The 14,292-nt window shown below is 61.1% G+C and carries 14 protein-coding genes and 1 pseudogene; 9 read left to right on the forward strand and 6 right to left on the reverse strand.

From position 1 onward, the window contains the following. Positions 1–91 precede the first annotated feature (91 nt). The 6 genes and pseudogenes from AC1DYJ_RS06025 to ppa all read left to right on the forward strand — a co-directional run bounded on the left by AC1DYJ_RS06025 (position 92) and on the right by ppa (position 4,368). Positions 92–940, forward strand: coding sequence for a TPM domain-containing protein (locus tag AC1DYJ_RS06025; protein ID WP_477288838.1), 849 nt, complete (start codon positions 92–94; stop codon positions 938–940). 1 nt (position 941) lies between these two features. Next, positions 942–1,454, forward strand: a pseudogene (locus tag AC1DYJ_RS06030) (TPM domain-containing protein); the annotation flags it as partial. Between the two features lie 35 nt (positions 1,455–1,489). Next, positions 1,490–2,389, forward strand: a complete 900-nt coding sequence (locus tag AC1DYJ_RS06035; protein ID WP_477288840.1) for a TPM domain-containing protein — start codon at positions 1,490–1,492, stop codon at positions 2,387–2,389. A gap of 6 nt (positions 2,390–2,395) precedes the next feature. Further along, positions 2,396–3,034 carry a TPM domain-containing protein gene (locus AC1DYJ_RS06040; RefSeq protein WP_477288842.1) on the forward strand — a complete coding sequence of 213 codons (639 nt, stop codon included), beginning with the start codon at positions 2,396–2,398 and terminating at the stop codon, positions 3,032–3,034. Between the two features lie 164 nt (positions 3,035–3,198). Further along, positions 3,199–3,705: a GNAT family N-acetyltransferase gene (locus tag AC1DYJ_RS06045; protein WP_181062087.1), complete on the forward strand. Its 507-nt coding sequence runs from the start codon at positions 3,199–3,201 to the stop codon at positions 3,703–3,705. Between the two features lie 129 nt (positions 3,706–3,834). Beyond that, positions 3,835–4,368 (forward strand): inorganic diphosphatase, encoded by a 534-nt coding sequence (ppa, locus tag AC1DYJ_RS06050; RefSeq protein WP_477288845.1) that lies wholly within the window; start codon positions 3,835–3,837, stop codon positions 4,366–4,368. 238 nt (positions 4,369–4,606) lie between these two features. Here ppa and AC1DYJ_RS06055 read toward each other — a convergent pair whose 3' ends face one another. Together AC1DYJ_RS06055 and AC1DYJ_RS06060 are read right to left on the reverse strand one after the other, a co-directional pair. Further along, complete coding sequence (locus tag AC1DYJ_RS06055; RefSeq protein WP_477288846.1) at positions 4,607–5,200, reverse strand: hypothetical protein; 594 nt, start codon at positions 5,198–5,200, stop codon at positions 4,607–4,609. A 44-nt stretch (positions 5,201–5,244) separates the two neighbouring features. Continuing rightward, positions 5,245–5,862 carry a TetR/AcrR family transcriptional regulator gene (locus AC1DYJ_RS06060; RefSeq protein WP_477288873.1) on the reverse strand — a complete coding sequence of 206 codons (618 nt, stop codon included), beginning with the start codon at positions 5,860–5,862 and terminating at the stop codon, positions 5,245–5,247. A gap of 73 nt (positions 5,863–5,935) precedes the next feature. On the opposite strand from AC1DYJ_RS06060, the gene AC1DYJ_RS06065 reads away from it, so the two are divergent. After that, positions 5,936–7,219, forward strand: coding sequence for an MFS transporter (locus AC1DYJ_RS06065; protein ID WP_477288848.1), 1,284 nt, complete (start codon positions 5,936–5,938; stop codon positions 7,217–7,219). Between the two features lie 253 nt (positions 7,220–7,472). Continuing rightward, positions 7,473–9,047: an alkaline phosphatase D family protein gene (locus AC1DYJ_RS06070; protein WP_477288850.1), complete on the forward strand. Its 1,575-nt coding sequence runs from the start codon at positions 7,473–7,475 to the stop codon at positions 9,045–9,047. Between the two features lie 211 nt (positions 9,048–9,258). On the opposite strand, the gene AC1DYJ_RS06075 is transcribed toward AC1DYJ_RS06070, so the two are convergent. After that, positions 9,259–9,537: a hypothetical protein gene (locus AC1DYJ_RS06075; RefSeq protein ID WP_477288852.1), complete on the reverse strand. Its 279-nt coding sequence runs from the start codon at positions 9,535–9,537 to the stop codon at positions 9,259–9,261. A gap of 197 nt (positions 9,538–9,734) precedes the next feature. On the opposite strand from AC1DYJ_RS06075, the gene typA reads away from it, so the two are divergent. Further along, positions 9,735–11,564 (forward strand): translational GTPase TypA, encoded by a 1,830-nt coding sequence (gene typA, locus AC1DYJ_RS06080; protein ID WP_477288854.1) that lies wholly within the window; start codon positions 9,735–9,737, stop codon positions 11,562–11,564. A gap of 60 nt (positions 11,565–11,624) precedes the next feature. Here the strand turns inward: typA and AC1DYJ_RS06085 are convergent, their stop codons facing one another. The 3 genes from AC1DYJ_RS06085 to AC1DYJ_RS06095 all read right to left on the reverse strand — a co-directional run bounded on the left by AC1DYJ_RS06085 (position 11,625) and on the right by AC1DYJ_RS06095 (position 14,151). Continuing rightward, positions 11,625–12,245, reverse strand: a complete 621-nt coding sequence (locus tag AC1DYJ_RS06085; RefSeq protein ID WP_477288856.1) for a DUF1062 domain-containing protein — start codon at positions 12,243–12,245, stop codon at positions 11,625–11,627. 332 nt (positions 12,246–12,577) lie between these two features. Next, on the reverse strand, positions 12,578–13,666 hold the full coding sequence (locus AC1DYJ_RS06090) for a cobaltochelatase CobT-related protein (RefSeq protein ID WP_477288857.1): 1,089 nt from the start codon (positions 13,664–13,666) through the stop codon (positions 12,578–12,580). Continuing rightward, on the reverse strand, positions 13,642–14,151 hold the full coding sequence (locus AC1DYJ_RS06095) for a toll/interleukin-1 receptor domain-containing protein (protein ID WP_477288859.1): 510 nt from the start codon (positions 14,149–14,151) through the stop codon (positions 13,642–13,644). Before AC1DYJ_RS06095 ends, AC1DYJ_RS06090 begins: the two co-directional genes overlap by 25 nt. Between the last annotated feature and the right edge of the window lie 141 nt (positions 14,152–14,292).

The following is a 14,292-nucleotide window of genomic DNA, read 5'->3' on the forward strand; positions in this document are numbered from 1 at the left end:
CTCAAGGGGGGAGATTGGACGTCACGCTGGCCTTCGCCAATCACCGACGCAAAAGGATGAGCGACGCGCTCGAAACTGCCAATCTCCCCCCTTGAGGGGGAGATGTCCGGCAGGACAGAGAGGGGGGCCTCGCGCTTACCTCACCCTTCTTTGCCTTCTTGCCAGCATCCTCTTCCTTCCCCTCACCGCCTTCGCTGCCGATCTCCCGGCGCTGACCGGCCGTGTCGTCGACAATGCCGGCATCATCGATGCCGGCACCAAAGCCGCACTCACCCAAAAACTTGCCGCCCTCGAGGCCAAAGGGTCCGATCAGATCGTCGTCGCCACCATCCCCAGTCTCGATGGCGAGGAGATCGAACCCTACGCCAACCGGCTGTTCCGGTTCTGGAAACTTGGCCAGGCAAAGGAAAACAATGGCGTGCTGCTTTTGGTGGCGCCGAACGATCGCAAGATGCGCATCGAGGTCGGCTACGGCCTGGAAGGCACGCTGACCGACCTGCACACCAAGCTGATCATCGAAAACGACATGGTGCCGGCCTTCCGCGCCGGCGATTTCTCCGGCGGCATTTCCAAAGCCGTCGACGACATGGTGATGGTGCTGGAAGGCAATCCGGAGGAACTGGAGGCGCGCGGAAAGCGCAACGAGCAGCCGCCCATCGACATGGACAATCTGTTCTTTGGCGTCTTCATAACCATCTGGGCGGTCATATTCTTCGGCAGCATGGCCGCCTCCATCCTGCCGCCGATCTTCGGCAAGAAACTCGGCCCCGGCCGCTACCGCTGGCTGGGCATGACATTCGAGCCACACAAGCGGTCATCCAGCAGCGGCTGGTCTTCGGGCAGTTCGGGTGGCGGGTGGTCGTCGGGCTCAAGCGGTGGCGGCGGCTTTTCCGGCGGTGGCGGTTCGTCCGGCGGTGGCGGCTCGTCGGGGAGCTGGTGACATGGCCGCTCGCATCATCAACTCCTGGCATGGCCGTCTCGTCACGACGACCGGCGCTGTCTTGCTGGGCTTGTCCGTGTTGTTCGTCGGCTTCGCGGCGCTGGCAGCAGACCTGCCCGCACTCACCGGGCGCGTCGTCGACAATGCCGACATGATCGATGCCGCGACCGAGGCGGCGCTGACGCAGAAGCTGGCGGATTTCGAGACAAAAGGCTCCGACCAGATTGTCGTCGCGACCATTCCAAGTCTCGACGGCGAAGAAATCGAACCCTACGCCACCCGGCTGTTCAATTTCTGGAAGCTCGGCCAGGCCGGCAAGAACAATGGTGTGCTTCTGCTGGTGGCGAGGGGCGACCGCAAGATGCGCATCGAGGTCGGCTATGGGCTGGAGGGCGCGTTGACCAACCAGCACGCTACCCGGATCATCGAAAACGACATGGTGCCGGCCTTCCGCGCCGGCGATTTCTCCGGCGGTATTTCCAAAGCCGTCGACGACATGATCATGGTGATCGAGGACAGTCATGGCACTTGAGGCGAGCTGGTGACCGCATGACAGGACGCGTCTTCAATCCTCCAGAACCCGGCCGTGCAGCCGCGACGATCGGCATCGCCTTGTTGGCGATGATCGCAATGCTGTTCGCCGCCTTTGCCGCGGAGTTGCCCGCACTCACTGGCCGCATCGTCGACAATGCCGACATCATCGATGCGGGAACCGAGGCGGCGCTCACCCAAAGGCTCGCCGATTTCGAGGCCAAAGGCTCCGACCAGATCGTCGTCGCCACCATCAACAGTCTCGACGGTGAGGAGATCGAACCCTACGCCAACCGGCTGTTTCGGTTCTGGAAGCTCGGCCAGGCCGGCGAGAACAATGGCGTGCTTTTGCTGGTGGCCAAGAACGACCACAAGATGCGCATCGAGGTCGGCTACGGGCTGGAAGGCACGCTGACCGACCTGCACACCAAGCTGATCATCGAAAACGATATGGTGCCGGCCTTCCGCGCCGGCGATTTCTCCGGCGGCATTGCCAAAGCCGTTAACGACATGATCATGGTGCTGCAAGGCAATCCGGAAGAGCTGGAAGCGCGCGGCAAGCGCAACCCGGCCGACCACGGCACGCCCATCGATCCCATCGTCGCGATCTTCCTGATCCTGTGGGGGACGATGTTCTTCGGCGGCCTGGCGATGGCATTCCTGCCGCCGATCTTCGGCACCAAGCTGTCGCCGGGCGTGTATAAATGGCTGGGCATGACCTTTCGCTATGGCCAGGGGCCGAGCGGGTCGTCATCGGGCAGCAGCTGGACAACAAGTTCGTCGTCGGGCTGGTCGTCGGGCAGTGGCTGGTCATCAGGAAGTTCGGGCAGCAGCTGGTCGTCTGGCTCGAGCAGCGGCGGCGGGTTTTCAGGCGGCGGCGGTTCGTCCGGCGGCGGCGGATCTTCAGGGAGCTGGTGAGAGAAGATGGCAACACGACCGATCAGCCCGCAGGACCATGAGCGCATCGCCGGCGCGATCCGCGCCGCCGAATCGAAAACCGACGGCGAGATCTACTGCGTCGTCGCGCATGCCAGCGACGGCTATTTCTTTACCGCCGCCTTCATGGCGATGGCCGGCATGCTGATCGTCAGCCTCGCCGTCGCCTATGGGCTGGAAGCCTGGTGGCTGTCGATCCGGCTGCCGCATTTCGTGCTCGCGCAGCTTCTGGCACTGGCATCGGTGCTCATTCTGTTGTGGGCGCTGCCTGCCTTGCGCATTCATCTGGTGCCACGCCGTCAGCGCTATAAGGCTGCGCATGACAATGCGCTCCGGCAATTCCTCGCCCGCAATGTCCATCGCACCACGGCGCGCACCGGTGTGCTGGTGTTCGTGTCGATCGCCGAGCGCTATGCCGAGGTGGTCGCCGACGCGGGCATCAACAGCAAGGTCGGCCAGCATGTCTGGGACGGCGTTATCCGCGACCTTACCCAGCATGCCGGCGACGACCGGCTCGCCGACGGCTTCGTCAAGGCGATCGAGCAGGTCGGCGCGGTGCTGGCCGAGCATTTCCCGGTTACATCGGGCGATACCAATGAGCTTGACGACCATCTGGTCGAGATCTGAGCCGCAAGCACTATCCAGACGGACGGCTGACCGCCTCGGCTGAGCGCGTTTTCAGGCAGGCTTTGCCTGATGTCAGCAGGTGTCGTGATCGGCTGTGAGAAAGCGGTTGGCGGGCTGGCCTCGACTCTTGCAAATGGCCGATGCGGGTTTATGGTTAACAAATCATGAATACGCTGAGCATCGACATCAGGAAAGCCGAACCGCGCGACGCCGGCGCCATTGCCGACGTGCATCAGCAGGCCTGGGAGGGCGCCTATTCCGGCATCATCCCGCATCGCTCGCTGACCTCGATGATCAACCGTCGCGGCGCCGACTGGTGGGCGAACGCCATCCGCCGTGCCGCCACCGTGCTGGTGGTCGAGATCGGCGGCACCATTGCCGGCTACGCCACGATCGGCAAGAACCGCGCTCGCGAACTCAGGCAGCAGGGCGAGATCTACGAGCTTTATCTGCGTCCGGAATATCAGGGCATCGGGCTCGGCAGCCGGCTGTTCAAGGCGGCGCGAGCACGGCTTGCCGACCACGGGCTGAAAGGCATGGTGGTGTGGGCGCTGGAAGACAACCAGAACGCGCTCGCCTTTTATGCCGGCGCCGGTGGCCGCGACGTCGCTGAGGGCGTGGAGGTTTTCGAGCAGAGGGCGCTGAAGAAGGTCGCCTTCGTCTGGGAATAACCAGCACCACCTCGGTTACAGCCCATTCACAAACTGTGCGCTTCCGTGAGCGCTGCGTACCAATCGCCGCATTGCGCGCTTGCGCTTCGCCCGCTATCGATCTCTAAAATCGAGAGAGGGATTTGAGCCATGCGCATTGAAGCCATTGCCAGCGGAAAGAACCCGCCTGACGACGTCAACGTCATCATCGAAGTGCCGATCGGCGGCGAGCCGATCAAGTACGAGATGGACAAGGAGGCCGGCACGCTGTTCGTCGACCGCTTCCTGCACACCTCGATGCGCTATCCCGGCAATTACGGCTTCGTGCCGCACACGCTGTCGGGCGATGGCGACCCGATCGACGTGCTGGTCTGCAATACCCGCGCGTTGGTGCCGGGCTGCGTCATCAATGTGCGGCCGATCGGCGTCCTGATCATGGAAGACAATGCCGGCCAGGACGAGAAGATCATCGCCGTGCCGTCGCCCAAGCTGACGCTGCGCTACGAAAACGTCACCGAATACACGCAGCTGCCCGACATCACCCGCCAGCAGGTGCAGCACTTCTTCGAGCACTACAAGGATCTCGAACCCGGCAAATGGGTCAAGATCGAAGGCTGGCACGATTCCAAATACGCCAAGAAGATGATCGTCGACGCCATCGCGCGGGCGAAGGCGTCGAAGTAGGCGACGCTGGGCCTCGCTTCCTTCGGGCGAAGCGGTGGTATCTTCAAAACACTGGCGCGAGGCACCCCCCTCTGGCCTGCCGGCCATCTCCCCCTCAAGGGGGGAGATCGGATGTCGCCACGGCTTTCGTCAATTTTCAGCGCCGAAAGAAAAAGTGCCGCCAGCGAAGCTGCCAATCTCCCCCCCTTGAGGGGGAGATGCCCGGCAGGGCAGAGGGGGGTGCCTCGCGCTGACGCGCCTAATTATCCACCCTACCAAAGGCCGGCACCTTGCCGATGACGGTGTGTCTGTCCTTACCGCAGGCAAACGTCCTGGCCTTTTCGTCGGCCAGCTTGCGCGCCTGGTCGTTGGCTTGCGGGTTGCCGGTGGCGAGCACCAGGCCGACGGTGCAGCCGTCGCGGGCATCCATCTGGGCGACCTTGGCGACGAGCAGCACTTCGGTCGGCTTGTTCTCATCCTCGGGATTGCTGATCGAGCGGCGGTGGATGGCGGCGAAGGGAACGACGACGTCGCCCTTAGTCTCGATGCGCCATTCGACCTTGGCGCCGGACGAGTTGAAGCCGGAAAAGCTCTCCCAAACCGAAGTCATGTCGCCGCCGGGCGGAAATCCGTAAAACAGCGATTCTCGGGCATCGTCATAGGCGATCAGCACGGGATAGCCGCGATAGCCGGAACAGGCGAGTTCGGCCCAGTCGCCGTCGCCTTCCTCGGACTGCGCATAGGTCACGCAATCCTTTTGCGAGTCGAGATCGGTGTAGACGCTGGATATGCCGTCGGCACGGGCGACGTGGCACAGGGCGGCGAGGGCAAGCGGGACCAGAAGCACACGCATGGCGGACAACTCCGTTTCGAGCCGCCGCAGCCTATCGCCTAGCGCTATTTCTTCAAGCTTGCTTCGATCAGCAGGTCGGCGTTGCGAGCGACCGATGCCGCTGGGCCGCCGAGACCGAAGAGCTGGCCGCTGATATAGGCGCCTTCGATCAGGAGCAGCATACCGTCGCCGAGCGTGTCGGGATCTTGCGCGCCCATTGCGGCCGCCATGGCGCGCAGGCGGCGGCGCAGTTCCTGCTTGTTGTCCTCGCTGACGACACGCGCCGGGTGGCCGTGTTCGGGGTATTCCACCGCCGCGTTGGTCATGCCGCAGCCACGATAGTCCGGCGTCTGCGTGCGCTTGCCGATGCGGGTAAAAAAGGCCTTGAGCTGCGCGCGCGGATCGCCGGGATGGGCGGCCACGGCTTCGTCGAAACGCTCCCAATACTCACGGTCATACTGCCTGAGATACGAAGCGGCCAACTCATCCTTTGACGGAAAGCTGCGGTACAGGCTGGGTTTGGTGACGCCGGCGCGCTTGACGATCTCGTCGACACCGATCGCCCTGATGCCGCGCCGGTAGAACAGGTCGTAGGCGACGTCGAGGATCTTCTTGGCAGCCTTCGGCGGCGCAGATGCATGATCGCCGCTGATGCTCAGTTCAATATTTTTGTCAGTAGGCATGGCATGACTCGATTGACGTGTTACCGATCGGTACGTATACATACCTCCACCCTGCAACGTACCGGTCAGTAACATGATAGCTCAATCCCGTCCCTTTGGCCAGCGCTACGCTTTCGTCGTGGTCGGCGTCATCTTCCTCTGCCTGCTGATCGCAGCCGGTCTGCGTTCGGCCCCCTCCGTGATGATGCTGCCGCTGGATAAGAGCTTCGGCTGGGGGCGCGATACCGTTTCGATTGCCGCCGCTATCGGCATTTTCCTCTACGGCCTGACCGGGCCGTTTGCCGCCGCGCTGATGGAGCGGATCGGCCTGCGCCGCACGCTGCTCGCCTCGCTGGTGATCATGTCGGGCTCGACCGCGCTCAGCCTGCTGATGACCGAGCCCTGGCATCTGTTCCTCACCTGGGGCGTGTTTTCCGGCATCGGCTCGGGCGCTGTCGCCACCGTGCTTGGCGCCACCATCGTCAATCGCTGGTTCAAGACCAATCGCGGTCTCGTCATGGGGCTGATGTCGGCCTCCAGCGCCACCGGCCTGCTGGTGTTTTTGCCGCTGCTCGCCTCGCTCGCCCAGTCTGGCGGCTGGCAGCCGGTCGCCATCGCTGTCTCTGTCGCCACCGCCTGTCTTCTGCCGCTGGTCTGGTTGCTGGTGCCGGAGCGCCCGGCTTCGATCGGCATGGTGCGCTATGGCGCCGAGGCCGATGACGTGCCGCCGGTATCGCCGGCATCGCAAGGCAACTTCCTCGCGCACACGCTGAACACGCTGCGCCGCGCCGCCGGCACTCGCGTCTTCTGGTATCTGTTCGCCACCTTCTTCATCTGCGGCTTCACCACCAACGGGCTGGTCGGCACGCACCTGATCTCGTTCTGCGGCGATATGGGCATCGGTGAGGTGCAGGCGGCCGGCCTTTTGTCGCTGATGGGCATATTCGACCTGATCGGCACGACCTTGTCGGGCTGGCTTACCGACCGTTTCGACCCGCGCAAGCTGCTCGGCGTCTACTACGGCATTCGCGGCCTGGCGCTGATCTATCTGCCCTATTCCGGCTTCTCGGCGACCAGCCTGATCATCTTCGCCGTGCTCTACGGTCTCGACTGGATCGCCACCGTGCCGCCGACACTGCGGCTGGCCAACGAAGCCTTCGGCGACCGCAGCGGTCCGATCGTCTTCGGCTGGATCGTCGCCGGACACCAGGTCGGCGCCGCCGCTGCCGCTGCCTTCGGCGGCACCATGCGGGAATTGCAGGGCAATTACGAACTGGCCTTCCTGATCGCCGGCATGACGGCGATTGTGGCGGCGTGTCTGTCGCTGCTGATCAATACCAGCAAGCCGGCTTTCGATCCGGAACCGCAGGCGGCTTGAGGCGTATCGATATTCAGGTGAGGCCGGCCTGCAAATGGCTGATCCCTGCGCTTCCGGTGCTCACGTACGAAAAGTACGCTCCGCTCCGGTTCTCGTGATCAACCATTTTCGGCGCGGCCTGACCTGAATCTCTAAACGCCTTCGAGGGCGTTGCTGTCTGTTGGTTGTTATCAAAACTTCATCTTTCCGAGATGCGGATGAAACATTGAGGCTGGACGCTGGTGGCGGACGTTCAAGCCATCAGGAGACAGCCATGAACAAGATCTCGTTGACCCGCCGCGCCTTCGTCACATCGGCGAGTGCGGCCGGTCTGCTCGGCGCATCGGGCCTCGCTTTGCCCTATTATTCGCGCGCCAGCCAGCGCCCGGCCTTCACCCATGGCGTCCAGTCCGGCGATGTCGATGCCTCGAGCGGCATGGTGTGGACGCGCACCGATCGTCCCTCGCGCGTCATGTTCGAGGTGTCGTCGACGGAGAATTTCGCCAACGCCACCCGGCTGGCGCCGCTCGATACCTCGCCGGCCAGCGACTTTACGGTCAAGCGGCTGCTCACCGACCTCGCTTCCGACCAGGACATCTTCTACCGCATGACGGCGGCCGATCTCGCCGACATCAATGTCGTTTCCGAGCCGATCGTCGGCCGCTTCCGTACCGCACCCGCCTCGAAGCGCGACATCAAGTTCGCCTGGTCGGGCGACACCGCCGGCCAGGGCTGGGGCATCGACGAGACCGGCATGAAGACCTACGCCACCATTGCCAAGCACACGCCTGACTTCTTCCTGCATTCCGGTGACACGATCTATGCCGATGGCGCCATGAAGGATGAGGTCGACCTGCCCGGCGGCGGCAAATGGAAGAACGTCGTCCTCATCGACGGCAAGCGTAAGGTCGCCGAGACGCTGGACGAGTACCGCGACCAGTGGAAGTACAACATGATGGACAAGAACGTCCTCGCTCTGAGCGCCATCTGCCCGACCTTCTACCAGTGGGACGATCACGAGGTGCTGAACAACTGGTCGGATTCGAAGAATCTGAGCGCCGACAGCCGTTACACCGAAAAGTCCATCCATGTGCTGGCAGCGCGTGCGGCGCGCGCCTTCCATGAGATGACGACGATCCGCTACGAACCGTCGGAACCCGGCCGCGTCTACCGCAAGATATCCCACGGGCCGCTGCTCGACGCGTTCTTCCTCGACATGCGCTCCTATCGCGGCCCGAATGGCCCGGACATGCAGGACACGATGACGCCGGAATCGCGCATGCTCGGCGAACAGCAGACGAAATGGCTGAAGCGCGAGCTGGCCAATTCCAAGGCGACCTGGAAGATCATCGCCGCCGACATGCCGCTCGGCCTCGTCGTCTGGGATGACGGCGCCAAGAAGGTCGGCGCGGAAGCGGTCAGCAATGGCGACAATGGTCTGCCGAAGGGCCGCGAACTCGAGATCGCCGACCTGCTGCGCTACATCAAGAACGCCGGCATCACCAACACGGTGTGGCTGACAGCCGACGTGCACTACACGGCCGCGCACTACTACAACCCCGACAAGGCGCAGTTCCAGGACTTCAACCCGTTCTGGGAATTCGTCTCCGGCCCGATCCACGCCGGCACCTTCGGCCCCAATGATTTCGACATGACCTTCGGGCCGGAATTGAAATTCATCAAGGCGCCGACCGCCGAACAGGGCCAAAACCTGCCGCCCTCAGCCGGCCTGCAGTTCTTCGGGCTGGTGGATATTTCAGGCGCGACCGAGCAGCTGACGGTGCGGCTGATGGATCGCGACGACAACGAGCTTTACAAGGTGACGCTCGATCCGGTGCGCTCGGCGTAGGCAGATAGGTTGGTGCGAGGCACCCCCCTCTGTCCTGCCGGACATCTCCCCCGCAAGGGGGGAGATTGGCAGTTTTGGCGCTAGCGCCGTTTCTTCCTCGTTGGAGATTGGCGAAAGCCAACGCGGCATCTGATCTCCCCCCTTGCGGGGGAGATGCCCGGCAGGGCAGAGGGGGGTGTGAAGGATCGCTACGCCTGTGGCAGAGCGACGGTCAATCCGGATAGCAAGCCGTTGGAATCTTTGGCCAAACCGCGCTGTCGCAGCCGGCTACCTGCTGCCTCTGCTTGAAGGAGGCGCTGACCGGGCCGGTGACCACGGGGTCGACGCCGTCAGGGGCGTCGGCAAACATCTGCTCGGCCGTCTGGTCGGACGACGAAGCGGGATTGGCTTCCTTCAGCGTCGCGGCCGATTGGGCGGCATTGGCCGCCAGCAGGGCAGCGAATGCGACCGAAGCGATGAGTGGCCAAAATCGGTTGAGTTTGTCGGTCATGAATTTCGAACTGCCCGGGCCCCTAAAGGTTCCCGCCTTGGTTAACAAAACCATCTCACACCGAGATGCTTAAGATTTGATGAGTATTTGGTGATGCGCCTCCTCTTTCGCAATTGCGAAAAACCCTGTATGAGCCGCGCAACCGAAAGAGGCGGCGCCTTTTGGCCTGCTGCCTGCAACGCTCCCGAGACCACAACATGAAAATTCGTAATATCGCGATCATCGCGCACGTCGACCATGGAAAAACCACCCTCGTCGACCAGTTGCTCCGGCAATCCGGCTCCTTCCGTGACAATCAGCGCGTCGCCGAGCGCGCCATGGATTCCAACGACCTCGAAAAGGAACGCGGCATCACCATCCTGGCCAAGGCGACCTCGGTCGACTGGAAGGATACCCGCATCAACATCGTTGACACACCCGGCCACGCCGATTTCGGCGGTGAGGTCGAGCGCATCCTGTCGATGGTGGATTCGGCCATCGTGCTGGTCGACGCCGCCGAGGGCCCGATGCCGCAGACCAAGTTCGTCGTCGGCAAGGCGCTCAAGGTCGGCCTGAAGCCGATCGTCGTCATCAACAAGATCGACCGTCCGGACGCCCGGCATGTCGAGGTGGTCAACGAGGTGTTCGACCTGTTTGCCGCACTCGACGCCACTGACGAACAGCTCGACTTCCCGATCCTCTACGGTTCGGGTCGCGATGGCTGGGTTTCGGAGAACCCCGAAGGCCCCAAGGATCAGCAGCTTGCGCCGCTGTTCGACCTCGTCATCAAGCATGTGCCGGAGCCGACCGTTCATCCCGGCCCGTTCCGCATGATCGGCACCATCCTGGAAGCCAACCCCTTCCTCGGCCGCATCATCACCGGTCGCATCGAGAGCGGCACGCTGAAGTCCAACATGGCCGTCAAGGTGCTGCACCATGACGGCACCCAGATCGAAACCGGACGTATTTCCAAAATCCTCGCCTTCCGCGGCCTCGAGCGCCAGCCGATCGACGAAGCGCAGGCGGGCGACATCGTCGCCATTGCCGGCCTGTCGAAAGGCACCGTCGCCGATACGTTCTGCGATCTGTCAGTGACCGAGCCGCTGCATGCGCAGCCGATCGATCCGCCGACCGTCACCATGTCCTTCCTGGTCAACGATTCGCCGCTCGCCGGTACCGAAGGCGACAAGGTCACCAGCCGCGTCATCCGCGATCGCCTGCTGCGCGAAGCCGAAGGCAATGTCGCGCTGAAGATCGAGGAATCGCCGGATAAGGATTCGTTCTTCGTCTCCGGCCGCGGCGAATTGCAGCTGGCCGTGCTGATCGAGACGATGCGCCGCGAAGGCTTCGAAATCGCCGTGTCGCGTCCGCGCGTCGTCATGCAGAAGGGCGAGGACGGCGAATTGCTGGAACCGGTCGAGGAAGTCGTCATCGACGTCGACGAGGAGCATGCCGGCGTCGTCGTGCAGAAAATGTCGGAACGCAAGGCCGAGATGGTTGAACTCCGCCCCTCCGGCGGCAACCGCCAGCGCATCGTCTTCCACGCACCGACGCGCGGCCTGATCGGCTACCAGTCGGAACTGTTGACCGACACGCGCGGCACCGCCGTGATGAACCGCCTGTTCCACGCCTACGAGGCCTACAAGGGCGAATTGCCCGGCCGCACCAATGGCGTGCTGATCTCCAACGAGCAGGGCGAGTCCGTCGCCTACGCCATGTGGAACCTGGAAGACCGCGGCCCGATGGTCATCGACCCGGGCGTCAAGGTCTATCAGGGCATGATCATCGGCATCCATAGCCGTGACAACGACCTCGAAGTGAACGTGCTGAAGGGCAAGAAGCTGACCAACATCCGCGCCGCCGGCAAGGATGAGGCGGTGAAGCTGACGCCGCCGATCCGCATGACGCTGGAGCGCGCGCTGGCCTGGATCCAGGACGACGAACTGGTCGAGGTGACGCCGAAGACCATCCGCCTGCGCAAGCTCTATCTCGACCCGAACGAGCGCAAGCGCTTCGAGAAGTCGGCGAAAGTGGTCGGCGCGGCGTAATCATCTGATTTTGCAGATTTGGAACGGGGCGAAGCACCAACATGCTTCGCCCCTTTTCGTTTATCCGCTGGCCGTAGAGATGATGGCTTCCCGGTCAGCTTCGCCGGCGAGATCAATTCGCACGGTGGTGCCGTGGCGGGCCGGCTTGCGCAGAGCCTTGGCGCCGTCGGGGGTGACGACCAGCAATCGCTTCTCCTCCAGCGCCTGAAGCCTCGACCGCGAGATGCCGAGTTCACCGGCGAGCAGCCAGTCGAGCCGCAGCGATGTCGGCATTTCGAGCGCGAGCCTGAGTTCGAGCGCGGTTGCGCTTCCCTCGTAGATCATCTGCTTGTGAACGGCGACATCGGAAAATTCCTCTACGCGTCCGACCCGGCTTCGCAACGTCACGACATCGAAGGCGTGGCGGCGGGCGAGGGCCGGATCGTTGCTTTCAAGGGCTGCAAGCAGCGCCGGTTCGATGTCACGGCGGTTGCAGCGTTCGAAAATGCCGAAATTCCAGGAATTGTCGCAGTCGACGCAACGATAGATCAGCCAGACGTCGATGCGCTTGCCATTGGCGTTGACGCGGAATTTGTCGCTGCAGCGATAGGCTTTCACCGTGCCGCAACGGTTGCAGTTGATCAGAGGCCGAGGTGCGGTGCCGGGCGCGACCGTCCAGCGAATAGCGAGATGTTGAGACAAGCCGAGAAACCTTCCAATGCGGAAGTTCTTCAGGCCGGCAATGTCGAGATGCCCATGCGGGCACGGCGTGGCGAGAGCTAGCTATTTCAGGAAGTCAGGTGTCACGGGCGGGGCCACGCGACAGCGGTTCAGCAGTGCCAAACCGGTCTCGAACCGCCGCCTGAGGAACACATGAAAATAAAGCAGACACCGCTAATGCGGCGCCCTGCCAGTGTGATCAGGGGAGTTGGCGAGACCGGCGGTTACTGAGGCAAAATCAAGCTCGAAAATTGTTTCGCGGCAGGTTTTCTAGCGATGAGATGTCGAACCGACAAGCCACTTCGTTCGCATCACTACCGTAGCGGATCGACTTTTGTCGTCCTCATTGCCCTCTTGGCTAATCCTTTGCCCTTTGGAGGTTTTGGCGTTGGTGGATCAAATCTTGCTGCCAATGTATCGTCCTGAGTGATCGCTCGCACAACCGAGCCTAGCAACTGTGTTCCAAAGCCTTCCTCTTCTAGGGTAAAGCTGGCTCTGTCATAGTATCTCGAAACATCATGCCCTATACCTGCACCAAATAATTCGATGTCTCCCTGATCTCTAATCCATTTAGTGGTCGTCATGAGATGGTCATCGAGTATTCTAGGGTCATTCTCAGAAAGTGTTGAGTCATCTACTGGAGCTCCGTCGCTTATGACAAGAACAATTCTTCTGTTAGCGGTCTGTTCTAATATACGAGAGCGGGCTAAAAGTAGCGCTTCTCCGTCAATATTTTCTTTTAAAAGCCCTTCGCGTAACATGATTGCAAAGTTTGGTAAACTCTCTTGGAATGAATTCCTGTACTCTTTGTACAGAAGATATCTGACGTCATTCAATCTACCTGGTGACCGCGGCTTGCCGTCCTTGAGCCAAAGCTCGCGTGATTGTCCTCCCTTCCATGCTCGGGTGGTGAAGCCTAGAATCTCGTGCGGGATTTCCACCTTTTGGAGCACATTGCTGACTATCGAAATCCAGGTAGCGACAGTGCTTATTTTGTTCCCGCGCATGCTCCCGGAGTTGTCGATCAAAATTGTGATTGCGATCTTGGTCCGGTCGGGCATTGATCCGAGCAGATGCTCTGCGGCTTTTATCGCTGAATCATGAGCTTTAAGCTGAATTCTTGATCTTACTAGGAGTAAAGATTGGAGTTTAAGAGTGTCTGACGGCTCAGAGATCGTAGTAGGGGTAATTAGTTCATCAAATATAGTGGTATAAGCGAAGTAAGTCATGGATCTTATGTCCGTCAACTGTGAATTTTCATCCTTTTGCTCTCTTGCTGCCTCCACTACTGGGGAGTATTTGGTCATTTGTATTTCAGACGGTGGACTTGGAGGCGACGGAAGGATTCTTTCTGCCGTAGGTTTCGCTGTTGCAACTCTCAGAACTTCACGCAGTTCATCCATCGCCGTTCCAATGGTTGAAGCCATTCCGGCGATAGGGTGCTAAGTGGATCAAATCGGTACTGACGCCAATCGGCCCAGTTGCGTGTCTTCAATACGTCGGCAATTGGGTCCGTCCCCACAAGGAAGCCGGCTTCCAGCTGCTTCGTTTGTACATAGTAGATGGGCAAGATAAGCCGATCCTCACCTAGTGCGTTTTCACGGATAAGGAAGGTCTCAAACTCTTTTCGGCACATCTCGCTTCTAAAGTAGGTCGGTGTGACGATCGGGATCAGAAAGGTGATGTCCAGAATCGTGGTCTCGATTCGTTCCTTCCAGACCTGACCCCATTTAATATCATTGCGATCCTGAAAGATCGGAAAGTCTTCGCCAGTCTGTATCTTGACCTCACCCTCGAGGCGTTGGCGTAGCTCGGTTATTCGACCAGAATCGTGGTCATCGTCTGATCGCACGTAGCTGAGAAACGCAATCGGTTGCTTCGTCGCCATCTGCCCTGCCCAGCAAAATTCTTCGTTGCGACTATAGCTATGTCTGTACGGTCGCAATAGACACTCTGCTCCGCGAGTTAGATCTAAACGGGTTGGAGCATCCTCCTATTTTGGAGGGAATGCTGGTCGAGTTCCAGCCCA

This window comes from Mesorhizobium sp. P2_B11 (assembly GCF_056404855.1).